Source organism: Halorubrum sp. SD626R (genome assembly GCF_001261915.1).
Taxonomy (GTDB): Archaea; Halobacteriota; Halobacteria; order Halobacteriales; family Haloferacaceae; genus Halorubrum.
Genome location: NZ_CVRT01000122.1, coordinates 1 through 11,358, shown reverse-complemented (window position 1 = coordinate 11,358; position 11,358 = coordinate 1). Strand labels below are relative to the sequence as shown.

11 protein-coding genes and 1 pseudogene are annotated in these 11,358 nt (G+C 66.5%); 8 read left to right on the top strand and 4 right to left on the bottom strand.

What is annotated here, in order from left to right; genetic code table 11:
* Positions 1-1,501 (bottom strand): hypothetical protein (locus SD626R_RS16525; protein ID WP_141651437.1); only part of this gene is annotated, 1,501 nt, incomplete at its 3' end.
* A gap of 242 nt (positions 1,502-1,743) precedes the next feature.
* Positions 1,744-2,337: a DUF6517 family protein gene (locus SD626R_RS12735; protein WP_092566720.1), complete on the bottom strand. Its 594-nt coding sequence runs from the start codon at positions 2,335-2,337 to the stop codon at positions 1,744-1,746.
* 161 nt (positions 2,338-2,498) lie between these two features.
* Between SD626R_RS12735 and SD626R_RS12730 the strand changes: the two genes are divergently transcribed.
* A complete protein-coding gene (locus SD626R_RS12730) occupies positions 2,499-3,242 on the top strand; it encodes a hypothetical protein (RefSeq protein WP_092566721.1) in 744 nt (247 codons plus the stop codon).
* A 42-nt stretch (positions 3,243-3,284) separates the two neighbouring features.
* On the opposite strand, the gene SD626R_RS12725 is transcribed toward SD626R_RS12730, so the two are convergent.
* Both SD626R_RS12725 and SD626R_RS12720 read right to left on the bottom strand, forming a co-directional pair.
* Positions 3,285-3,875, bottom strand: a complete 591-nt coding sequence (locus SD626R_RS12725) for a DUF7097 family protein (protein WP_092566719.1) — start codon at positions 3,873-3,875, stop codon at positions 3,285-3,287.
* 1 nt (position 3,876) lies between these two features.
* A complete protein-coding gene (locus SD626R_RS12720) occupies positions 3,877-5,226 on the bottom strand; it encodes an alkaline phosphatase family protein (RefSeq protein ID WP_092566718.1) in 1,350 nt (449 codons plus the stop codon).
* An 84-nt stretch (positions 5,227-5,310) separates the two neighbouring features.
* On the opposite strand from SD626R_RS12720, the gene SD626R_RS12715 reads away from it, so the two are divergent.
* The 7 genes and pseudogenes from SD626R_RS12715 to SD626R_RS12685 all read left to right on the top strand — a co-directional run.
* On the top strand, positions 5,311-6,231 hold the full coding sequence (locus tag SD626R_RS12715; protein WP_092566717.1) for a PhzF family phenazine biosynthesis protein: 921 nt from the start codon (positions 5,311-5,313) through the stop codon (positions 6,229-6,231).
* A gap of 125 nt (positions 6,232-6,356) precedes the next feature.
* On the top strand, positions 6,357-6,551 hold the full coding sequence (locus tag SD626R_RS12710) for a DUF7333 family protein (RefSeq protein WP_092566716.1): 195 nt from the start codon (positions 6,357-6,359) through the stop codon (positions 6,549-6,551).
* 107 nt (positions 6,552-6,658) lie between these two features.
* The gene (locus SD626R_RS12705) at positions 6,659-7,609 is read left to right on the top strand and encodes a calcium/sodium antiporter (protein ID WP_092566715.1); all 951 of its coding nucleotides are present in this window, start codon (positions 6,659-6,661) and stop codon (positions 7,607-7,609) included.
* Positions 7,610-8,139: 530 nt separating this feature from the next.
* Positions 8,140-9,594: a D-aminoacyl-tRNA deacylase gene (locus tag SD626R_RS12700; protein ID WP_092566714.1), complete on the top strand. Its 1,455-nt coding sequence runs from the start codon at positions 8,140-8,142 to the stop codon at positions 9,592-9,594.
* 149 nt (positions 9,595-9,743) lie between these two features.
* On the top strand, positions 9,744-10,898 hold the full coding sequence (ftsZ, locus tag SD626R_RS12695; protein ID WP_092566713.1) for a cell division protein FtsZ: 1,155 nt from the start codon (positions 9,744-9,746) through the stop codon (positions 10,896-10,898).
* 141 nt (positions 10,899-11,039) lie between these two features.
* Positions 11,040-11,216 (top strand): protein translocase SEC61 complex subunit gamma, encoded by a 177-nt coding sequence (locus SD626R_RS12690; protein ID WP_092566712.1) that lies wholly within the window; start codon positions 11,040-11,042, stop codon positions 11,214-11,216.
* Positions 11,216-11,358 (top strand): annotated as a pseudogene (locus SD626R_RS12685) (transcription elongation factor Spt5); the annotation flags it as partial. The gene SD626R_RS12690 and the pseudogene SD626R_RS12685, both read left to right, overlap by 1 nt.

The window sequence follows — 11,358 nt, the reverse complement described above, 5'->3', positions numbered from 1 at the left end:
AACTGGCTCGAAGCCTTCGCCGTCTATCACAATTCACGCCAAACTTAACGCGACCGTTTTCTTGTGATAATTCATTTCTATACCCTATCACCTCGCCGGAGTATACTCGATCTCTATCAGATTTTGTTCCATTGAATAGACGATCTACTTCACTACTACCCACTTGACTTGAATGGACATTAGAAATATGAATATCCGAACTATCTGAAACACCTCCCTCGATAAACTGTTTTTTAATATCCGAATTTGGTAACAGGTATGTTGAATTCAAATTAACTGGTTCGCCGACCTTTTGCCTTGGTGCAAGTCGGATAGTGGCTGCATATCGGTTACTGTGCCAAATCGAACCTCTGTCACCACTGATATTCCTGACAGGAACTGTCAAACCATCATTTACACCAGTAAGTACATTTGAATATCCTATATAATCACTATATATAATTTCACCATCGGCAGTAATAGGGTGAATTGAGACGATGTATGGTGTATTTGCTTCAGATATATCACGCACCTCGGAAGTTATATTTGTGATATTGGTAATCCTTCTTGATTCGTATTCTTGATTATTAAACTGGACCGTCCCTAAGTACATTTGAAATTCGTCTTCGGCGACTGCTGACTGTTTTATTTGATCTAGTGTGTCCTTGTCAGTACCGTCCAGTTGAGTTCCAACTCTGCTATCTGGTATAAGATACACGTTAAAACTCCCGCCAAGGGTTGATGTATTAAGAGATAGACCGTTTTTGCTACTCAATTCCTGCACTGTGCGGGACTTATAACTAAGAATATCCCCATTTTCATTAGCGAGAACAATCGTTGAGTTTGCATTTGAAACGACCTTACTGACTGTTACTCCAACTGAGGTCCTACTGTTTTTACGAAGCGTTGTTGAGGCGGTCGCTTGATCGCGGACCGTAATTGAGCCATCAACAAAATCAAATTTTTCAGATTGCCTTATTTGTCCATCAGATTCCAAATCCTTATACCCAACTGTAGAATTGGCATCTGCTATACCTAGCCTGTATTGGATGTCTCCTGCTTTTTTTCCATTTGTTCCATTAACTCCAGCCAATTGCACTGAGTCAACCTGAATAGGATTGCTGGTATTTGACTGATTAATTTTTATTTTGTGTATAGTCTGGTTATCGTTTCTGGTTTTATTTGTTCCAATAACCCGTCCATTTCGAACTTCTGTGTCCCCAATCGCTACTTCAGACAGATCAATATTTGCATTCCTCAATTCTATCAAATTTATATACAATGTCACATTTCCTCCAGATGATTTTTCATTATCTGTTCTGATCTCAATATTAGAAATAGAATGCCTGTTCTCAAATGAGAACAAATTCTCGGTATCACCTGAGTCCGTTATATTGGGTGACCCTCTTGCATCCGTTTCAGCTGATGCCTGAGCTACTCCCACCGCAGCAACTGACACAACAATGACACACATGACGAGGACGGCAACCGGTCGGTACTGAGTTAGGCTACTTCGGTCCATCGTGAAGGGCCACGATCGACGGAGCCGGAGCTACGGAGCGCTCGCATCGCGACATCAGACGAGTTCGCTACGCTGCCACCGTCTCGTGTCGTGGAAACGCTCACTCGGTTGATTGTTTATTAAATCAGTTACGGAGATGGATGTTTCTGATCGCGGAAACATGGTCGACGAACCGACTCCGGTCGGGAGATCTGATCCGTCGCCTCACGGCGATTAACAGCGCTCAAAAACCGGACTGGCGTTCAGCCCGACGACGGGTGTTCGACCTGTACCATCAGCGAGAGGAGGTCGCCACCGGCGTCGACCGCGGTCGGGTGGACGCCGACGAGCGCGACCACGTCCCCTTCGTGCCGGACGGTCGCGACGTAGACGAACACCGGTACGTCTTCGACGCCGCCGCTCTGACCGTCGCCCGCGCCGGCGCCGGTCTCCGCGTCGACCGTCGTTTCGAGGATCGATACCTCGGTCTCGCGACCGAGGACGGTCCGGGTCTCCGACCCCCTCTCCTCGATGTCCTCGGCCCGTACCTCGGTGCCCTCGCCGCCGATCCCGCGCCGGTTGACCCGTTCTAACAGCCGGCGGATCAGCCCCGCGTCTCCCGCGCGGACTAAGGGATTGACCGACCGGCCGCCGATCGACGCGTCGGGCGTGCTCGCCACGAACAGCGCCGACCCGTCGTTCCGATTCTCGTACCCGGCGACCCACGTCGTCGCCGACACCTGCGCGTTCACCCCCGTCGCGTCGAACTCCTGCTCGACGGTGAACGACTCCGGTGCCTCGCCCTCGTACCCGGCCTCCGACGCGGCCATCGCCGTGAGCAGTCCACGTCTGTGCATGCGCCGAGGGGCCCGTTAGGACGATTAAGCGTATCGGCGCGGGGATCACGGTCTGATAATCGGTGGCGCGCCGGGTATCAGATCCGCGGGCGAAGGCACAAAGTTCACGGTGTGGCGTGTGCGAGGTGAGTCAAATGGAACGCCGAGGACAGACGGGGCTGGTGGAAGCGCTCCTCCTTGACGTGGTCCGGCTCCACGAGACGTGGATGGAGGTCGTCTTCCCGCGACAGCTCGATCCGAGCTCGGTGCTGGGGAAGTGGAAACCGGAGACGACCGTCCAGTCGGTCGGATACTACCTCTGGGCGCTGATCGGGGGCCCGCTCGTCGCGGTCACGTACCCGCTCTTGCTCGTCGGGTTCGCCACGCGGTTCTACGCCGCGAAGCTCGATTCGGCGGTCGCCCGCATCGGCGTGGTGGGCGTCGTGGTCGTCGCGACGCTCGTCTGGGGATCGCTAACCCTCCTCGCGCACTTCCAGCTGCCGACCGCGGTGATGCTCGGGATCGGCGGTGCGAGCGTCGTCGCCGTCGTCTCCGCGGGCGCGGCCGCCGGCTTCTCGAAGGTCGGCGGGCGGTTCGTCAGCGTCCTCCTCGCGTACCCGTTCGCGATGACCGCGATCTTCCTCCCGCCGGTGGTCGCCGCGCTTCTCACGCCCGCTATCTCCGGTCTCGTCTTAGATCCGAGCTACGACCTCGCGGTCTGGATCCTCGACACGCTCCTCGGCGTCGGCGGGATCAACGAGACGCTCCGCGGCGCCTTCGACCTGGAGACGTTCGGCGAGCAGTGGGGCGTCGCCGGCCTCGGCTACGTGCTGATGTGGGTCGGGATCTCCGTGCCGCTCGGCTGGTTCCTCGGCGCCCTCGTCGCCCTCGCGAACCTGATCCGGCCGAAGCCGGACGACGCCTGAGACGGGGATCCGACCTCGACGCCGGAGGCGACGCGGACCGGGCTACCCGCTCTGGTCGAACCGCTCACCGGCCGTCTCGAAGGCCGATTCCGACCGCTCCTTGCTCCGGCGCCCCTCGCGTTCCGCGATCGCCTCGGGATCGGGACTGGCGTCGTCGTCGATCCGCGCGAACGACTTGTGGACCTTGGTGTGACACCAGCGACACAGCGCGACCGTGATCTCGTGGGGGCCGGCGTCGTCGGCTCGATCGCTGTCAGCGTTTCCGTCGCTGTCCCCGTCGTCGGCTCTCTCGCGGTCGGTCTCCCCGTCGCTCGCGCCGCCGTACGAGAGGTGGTGTTCCTCCACCAACGGTCGGGCGTCGTCGTGAGCGATCCGGACCTCTTCGAGCCCGCAGCGGCGGCACTCGCGGCCGTCGGTCGTCGAGCGGTAGTGGGGACACCGCCGCCACGCGCCGTCGGGACCGACGTGACAGGCGTACCCGTCGGCGCGTCGGTCCGCGGCGAACTCGGGGTCGTCGCCGGCGCGCGTCAGCGCGAACCGGCAGCGGCCGTCGTCGGTCAAGTGGTCGCAGACGCCGGCGACCGCGTACGGGTCGTCGACGCCGACCGGGGTCCCGTCCGGGGTCCGCTCCATCTCAGATCAGGCTCGCGCCGTCGAGGTCGGTCCGCCCGTAGTCGATGTCGAGGAGCCGCAGGAGGGTCGGCGCGACGTCGAGCAGGTCCGCGTCCTCGACCTTCGCGTCCGGGTGGTCGATGAAGAGAGCGGCGTCCTCGAAGGTGTGCATCCCGGTCCGCGGGCCGTCCGGGTCGAACACCTCGTCGTGGGGGCGGAAGCCGGACTTGAGGTCGAACCCCTCGTTCGGGATGACGACGAGGTCCGGCGCGATCTCGTCGTGGTCGCCGCGGAAGACGGTCTCGCGCTCGACGACACGCCTCGCGACCGGTCGCCCGTCCGGGCCCTCCCACGATTCGAGGGCGTCCTGCAGTTCGGCGCGGACGGACTCGTACTCCGACTCGGGGACGACTCCGTCCGGTTCGCGGCCCTCCAGGTTGAGGTAGAACCGGCCGGGGACCAGCGAGTACGCGCGGGTGTCGCCGTCGATGTCCGTCAGCGCGCCGTGGTCGTCGCCGTCGGTGTACGAGAGCCACCCCTCCCGCTCTAACCACTCGTTGCAGTAGACGTCGTGGCGGAGGCGCGTGAAGCCGTGCGTCGACCCCACGACGAGGCGGACGTCGTTCGGGAGCGCCTCCCGGATCGCGCCCACGTGCTCGTCGAGCGCGGCGTAGAAGTCGAGGAACGCCTCGCGGTACTCGCCCGACTCCGCGTAGTCGCCCCACAGGAAGTGGTTGATCCGGTCGGGGGCCGTGAACACGCCGACGAACAGGTCCCAGTCGTCGCGCTCGACGTACCGAGAGAAGGCGGCGGCGCGGGCGTCGAGCGTCTCGCGGGCGTGCTCGATGAACGCCGACTTGTCCGCCTTATGCCCGAGCTTCGCGTTCACCGACAGCCGGTAGTCGCTTCCCGTCAGGTACTCGCGGAGCTCCTCGGGGTGAGCGGCCTTGTCCAGGTCGGGCGAGAGGTACCCCGACACCATCCGCTGGACCGTCCGCTGCGGGGGGAACGTGACGGGGACGTTCATCACCGTCGCGTCGAGTCCGGCGTCGGTGGCGCGGTCCCAGACCCGAGTCGCCTGCACGTCTCTCCCCATCGGCACGTAGGTGTCGTAGGTGCCGATCTCTCGGTCCTGAAACCCGTAGACTCCGGTCTCGCCGGGATTCCGACCGCTGGTGAGGACGGGCCAGCACGCGCTCGACTCCGGCGGGACGGCGCTGTCGATCGGCCCGGCGTCGCCGGCGTCGCCGATCGCGGAGAGCGTCGGGAACGTGTCCGGGTTGTCGGCGACGAGACCGTGCGGGAGACCGTCGATCCCGAGGAACGCTACGCGCGGGGTGTCGGTCCCGCGCAACCGGTCGAAGAGGCCCATAGGGGTACATCCGCCGTCGGGGGCAAAAGGGTTGACATCGCCCCGGCTCGGGACCCTTTTGAGGCGTCCCCACGAGGGTGAGGCATGGAGACGCGACGCGCGCTGCTCGTCGACGCGTTCACGGACGAACCGCTGGCCGGGAACGTCGCCGGCGTGGTGCCGGACGCCGCGGGGCTGAGCGACGACCGGATGGGGAGGGTCGCCGCCGAGCTCGGCGCCTCCGAGACCGCGTTCCTGTCCGACGCGGGCGACGGCGCCGACGAGCGGGTCCGGTACTTCACTCCCTCCACCGAGGTCGACCTCTGCGGCCACGCCACGATCGCGAGCTACGCCGCGCTGTACGCCGCGGGCGAGGTCGACGCCGGAGAGCGCACCCTCCGGACGAACGTCGGCGACCTCGAGATCCGGATCGACGACGACGGCACCGTCTGGATGCGGCAGAACCCGCCGACGGTCGACGTCGTGAGCGAAGCCGAACTCGACGCCGACCGCCTCGGCGGCGCGCTCGGGATCGACCCCGCGGCCCTCCGCGACGTGGGAGCCGACCTCCCGGTCGCCGTCGCCTCGACCGGGCTCCCGTGGCTCGTCGTCCCGGTCAACTTCTTGGAGCGGCTCGGGGAGGCCGAGCCCGACGCGGCCGCCGTCGAGGCGATCTCAGATGCGCACGACGCCGCCGGGATCTACGCGTTCACGTTCGACGCGCTCGACGCGGAGTCGACGCTCCACGGCCGGGCGTTCGCGCCCGCGGTCGGCGTCGCCGAGGACCCCGTGACGGGCACGGCGAGCGGCGCGGTCGGGGCGTACCTCCGGGCCGTCGACGCGTTCGACGGCGATTTCCCCGAGGAGCTCCGCTTCGAACAGGGCCACTTCCTCGACCGGCCCGGGCACGTCAGGGTGCGCGTCGACGGGGACGCGGTCCGGGTCGGCGGCCGCGCGGTCGTCTCGACGGAGGGCGAGCTGACGCTGCCGGACGAGAGCGACGACGACGAGATCATCGAGGCGTGAACCGTGCGGGCGCCGAGCGGGCCGCGAGGGAGCGATTTCCGTAGGCATCGGCCGGGTCGATCGGTTCGCCGGCTCCGGTCGACCGGGAGCCGAACGCTTAGGTTCGCGCGAACCGTATCCCGTGCATGGAGTTCGACCTGCCCCGCGCGGCCGGGATCGTCGCGTTGATCATCGCCCTCGGTACCGCCGGCGTCGCCGTCGGAACGCCGATGGGGATCGGGACGACGCTGATGATGGTGCTGCCGTCGATGCTCGTCTTCGGCGCCGTCGCGTTCGCCGTCGGGATGAAACACGGCGAGTTCCGCGCGACGCGGGCCTGAATCGGCCGGCTTGGACCGGTGGACCCGATCCGACGGGCCCGGGGCGGCCGCGGTCCGACCGCCCCGAACCACGACGCTTTTTAAAATGCCACCGACAACCGGGAGCCGTGTTGCTCGGGTCGCCGCTCACTGAACTGCTGCTCCTCGTCGCGGGCGCCGCCCTCCTCTACGCTGGCGCCGAACTGCTCGTCAAGGGCGCCAGCGACCTGGCGCTCGCAGTCGGCCTGAAGGCGTCGACGGTCGGCGTCACCGTCATCGCGTTCGCGACGACCGCCCCCGAGCTGTTCGTCTCGCTGCTCGGCGCCGTGACGGTGTCGACGGACGTGGGGCTCGGGACGATCCTCGGCTCGAACATCGCCAACATCGGGCTCGTGCTCGGCGTCTCGGCGCTCATCCGCCCCCTCGACGTCTCCGAGACGGTGTTCGAGCGCCACGTCCCGTTCATGGTGCTCGCCGCGCTGCTGCTCGTCGGGCTCGGCTGGAACGGTCGGATCGGCCGGCCGGGCGGGCTCCTCATGCTCGGGACGCTCGTCGCGTTCACGGTCGTGGTCATGCGCCGGATCCGGCAGACGCAGTCCGGCATCTCCACCGCGGAGCGCGCCGAGATGCCGGACGCGAGCCTCCGCGACGTCGCCGCCGTCGTCGCCGGCATCGCCGCGCTGCTGCTCGGCTCGCAGTGGCTGATCGACGGCGGCGAGTCGCTGCTCTCGGCGGCCGGCTTCTCCGACATCTTCATCGGGCTCACCGTGCTCGCGCTGGGCACCTCCCTGCCCGAGCTGGCGGCGAGCGTCGTTGCCGCCGTCCGCGGCGAGGCCGAGTTCAGCGTCGGCAACGTCGTCGGGTCGAACATCTACAACGTCCTCGCCGTCATCGGGATCATCGCGGTGATCCGACCGATCGGCGTCTCCCCCGGCGTCCGCGGCTTCGAGTTTCCTGCGCTGCTCGCGTTCACCGCTCTCCTCGTCGGGCTCATGTACCGCGGCGAGCGGATCTCCCGCCTCGACGGCGCGGTCCTCGTCGTCGGGTACGGCGTCTTCGCGTATCTGCTGTTCCCGTGAGCGCGAGCGAGATCACCCTGAACCGGTAGCAGACGAGCGACGCTATTTATATACAAATGACAGTCGAGCATCAGCGGTAGCGCGCGGCTATGAGGGCGGTGGTGCGTGCCTGCGAGCGGCCGGCAGGCCGCGAGCCAGCACGCGCGAGGGACGCGGCGACCGGAGGGAGCCGCGAGGCTGGGGAGGCGTGAGGTGCTGTGCGGAGCGGTGCGGGGCGGGACTCAAAGGGGCAGCCGTGAGGCGGGCGCAGGCGTTCACGAGAGCAGAGCTCTCGTGAGCCAATCAGAACGCTCCGCGTTCTGATGACGACGCAAGGACCACAGGGAGCGAGCGACGCGAGCGACCGAGGACCGCAGCGAGCGTGTGCCCGCCTCACGGCTGGGGCTTTGCCGGCGTTAACCGTTGCTCTGTCACCAGCTACCGGAAACAAACGGTCAACCGTAGCCGCAGATGCACCCGACACCGATCACGCGATGTCCTCTCACGATTAAACCGACGCCTATTCGGTCGCCCGTCCCCGACCGGTGTCCGTGATAGCGATCGTCGTCAGCCGGGCCGACAGCGCCTCCGAGCACATCGGCGAGCGCCTGCTGGCGGTCGGCGACTGGGAGCGCCGCGAGGACGAGACGCGCCCCGACGCCGCGGGTGGCGGGACCTACTACCGGACCGACGGGTTCGAACTCCGGGAGTTCGACGACCTCCACATCGAACTCGACGACCCGGCCGCCGCGTTCGGCGGCGGCCGCGAGGGCGACGGGCAAAACGCCGACGAACCCGACGCCGATATCGACTTCCTCGTCTTCGTCTCCAGACACTCCGGGGAGACGGGGGAGCTCCTGACCGCGCACGTCACCGGCAACTTCGGGTCGGCGCCGTACGGCGGCGAGCCGGAGGCGCTCGCGACCGCCGCTCCCGGCGCCGAGAAGCGGGTCGTCGAGGCCTTGGCAACGCACGCGCCCGAGGGGTACGATGTCGGCATCGAGTGCACGCACCACGGGCCGACCCACGTGTCGGTCCCCTCGCTGTTCGTCGAGCTCGGCTCCGACGAGCCGCAGTGGGAGGACCCGGAGGCGGCCGAGGCGGTCGCGCGGGCGGTCCTCGACCTGCGGGGCACCGGGTCGGACCTGGCCGACACCCGAGCCGAGGACGCAGTCGACGACGCGCGCGACGCCTCCCCCCGCCACGTCGTCGGCTTCGGCGGCGGCCACTACGCGCCGCGGTTCACGCGGATCGTCCGCGAGACGGCGTGGGCCGTGGGCCACGTCGGCGCCGACTGGGCGCTCGGCGAGATGGGCGCGCCCGAGGCGAACCGCGAGACGATCGAGCAGGCGTTCGCGCGCAGCCGCGCCGACCGCGCCGTGATCGAGGGCGACAGGCCCGAGCTCGCGGCCGTCGTCGATGACCTCGGGCACCGCGTCGTGAGCGAGACGTGGGTCCGAGAAGTCGGCGACCGCCCGCTCGCCCTGGTTGAACGGTTGGAAGCCGACCTCGCGACCGTCGACGACGGGCTCCGGTTCGGCGACGTCGTCCCCGCAGAGTCGACCCCTGACGCCGTCCGGGTCCGCGAACTCCCGACGGAGCTCCTGTCGCGGGCACAGGGGATCGATCCGGCGGCGGCCCGCGACGCGGTCGAGCGGAACGCGGTCGCGTTCGACACGGAACAGGCCGGGACTCGCGCCGCCGGCGCAGTCGCCCTCCCTGCCGCCGCGGACGCTCCCGGCTACGCCGACCTCGTCGACGACCTCGCGGGAGTGCTCGCGGCGGGATACGACGAGATCGAGGTGACGGACGAAGCGGTGATCGCCCGCGAGACCGCCTTCGACCCCGACCTGGCGCTGGACCGCGGCGTCCCGGCCGGACCGGCGTTCGGCCGGCTCGCCGACGGCGAACCGGTCGAGGTCGACGGGGAGACCGTGGAGCCGGAGGAGGTGTCGCGGGCGCGGACGGAGCGCTTCCCGGTCGACGCGGCGGACGCGGACGAGTGAGCTCCGAGGGAAACGAGCGTTCCGAGCGACCGCTTCCCCGCACCGGCGACGACGATCGCCTCTCCGCACCGGCGCCGATCTCGCCCGTCTGACCCGCGTCAGACGATCGGGCAAAAATAAATACGTCCGGGTCGCAACCACACCACATAATGGACTCCATCGTAGAGGACGCCATCGACGAAGCCGAGGAATCCCCGGCCGACGACGCCGGGGAGGCCGGCGCCGGCGCGAACGACGCGACCGCCGGCGCCCCGCCGCAGTCCGGAACGATGACCGACGACGAGCTGCAGGACGTCCTCCAGGACCTGCAGACCAACATCACCGTCGTCGGCTGCGGGGGCGCCGGCGGCAACACGGTGAACCGGATGCGGGAGGAGGGGATCCACGGCGCGAAGCTCGTCGCCGCCAACACCGACGTTCAACACCTCGTCAACATCGACGCCGACACGAAGATCCTCATGGGCCAACAGAAAACGCAGGGGCGCGGCGCCGGCTCCCTCCCGCAGGTCGGCGAGGAGGCCGCCATCGAGTCCCAAGAGGAGATCCAGGACGCCATCGACGGCTCCGACATGGTGTTCGTCACCGCCGGGCTCGGCGGGGGCACCGGCACGGGGTCGGCCCCGGTCGTCGCGAAGGCCGCGCGCGAGTCGGGCGCGCTCACCATCGCCATCGTCACGACGCCGTTCACCGCCGAGGGCGAGGTCCGACGGACGAACGCCGAGGCCGGCCTCGAACGCCTCCGCGACGTGAGCGACACGGTCATCGTCGTCCCCAACGACCGCCTGCTCGACGCGGTGGGGAAGCTCCCGGTCCGGCAGGCGTTCAAGGTGTCCGACGAGGTGCTGATGCGCTCGGTGAAGGGGATCACGGAGCTCATCACGATGCCCGGGCTCGTCAACCTCGACTTCGCCGACGTCCGCACCGTCATGGAGAAGGGCGGCGTCGCGATGATCGGGCTCGGCGAGTCCGACTCCGACTCGAAGGCCCAAGACTCCGTGAAGTCGGCGCTTCGCTCCCCGCTGCTCGACGTCGATATCTCCGGGGCGAACTCCGCGCTCGTGAACGTCACGGGCGGCACCGACATGTCCATCGAGGAGGCCGAGGGCGTCGTCGAGGAGATCTACGACCGGATCGACCCCGACGCGCGGATCATCTGGGGGACCTCGGTCGACGACGAACTGGAGGGCGAAATGCGGACCATGATCGTCGTCACCGGCGTCGAGTCGCCGCAGATCTACGGCAGCAACGGCGAGCCGCCGGAGGGGGCGTCCGGGGAGATGGAAGACATCGACTACGTGGAGTGAGGCGTCGGCGACGCGTCCCGTCCCGACAGCGTTCCCGCTCGCGTTCGCCGGCGCCCTCGTTAGACCGCGGTCTCCCCGCGAGCGAGACGATCGCCTCGCATCAAAAGGTAAAAACCGTCTCGCCCCGAAGCGCGTCGTAACATGGATGTTCCGTACGACCTCAACAGCTACGTTCGGGTGCTGAAGCTCGCGAGCACGCCGAGCACCGACGAGTTCCTCCAGGTGTCGAAGATCGCCGGCGCCGGCATCCTCCTCGTCGGCTTCATCGGCTTCCTGATGTTCGCGATCATGAGCCTCCTGCCGGGGGTCGGCGTCTGATGCCGATCTTCTCGGTCAAGACCACCGCGAGCCAGGAGCGGACCGTCGCCGACATGCTCGCCGAGAAGGAGATGCCGGAGATCCAGGCGGTCATCGCCCCCGACCAGCTCACGAGCTACGTGATGGTCGAGGCGACGGACGG

Coding starts and splice junctions, on each gene's coding strand:
- SD626R_RS12735 (WP_092566720.1), bottom strand. CDS start 2,337: ATGCACAGACGTGGACTGCTCACGGCGATGGCCGCGTCGGAGGCCGGG.
- SD626R_RS12725 (WP_092566719.1), bottom strand. CDS start 3,875: ATGGAGCGGACCCCGGACGGGACCCCGGTCGGCGTCGACGACCCGTAC.
- SD626R_RS12720 (WP_092566718.1), bottom strand. CDS start 5,226: ATGGGCCTCTTCGACCGGTTGCGCGGGACCGACACCCCGCGCGTAGCG.
- SD626R_RS12715 (WP_092566717.1), top strand. CDS start 5,311: ATGGAGACGCGACGCGCGCTGCTCGTCGACGCGTTCACGGACGAACCG.
- SD626R_RS12710 (WP_092566716.1), top strand. CDS start 6,357: ATGGAGTTCGACCTGCCCCGCGCGGCCGGGATCGTCGCGTTGATCATC.
- ftsZ (WP_092566713.1), top strand. CDS start 9,744: ATGGACTCCATCGTAGAGGACGCCATCGACGAAGCCGAGGAATCCCCG.
- SD626R_RS12690 (WP_092566712.1), top strand. CDS start 11,040: ATGGATGTTCCGTACGACCTCAACAGCTACGTTCGGGTGCTGAAGCTC.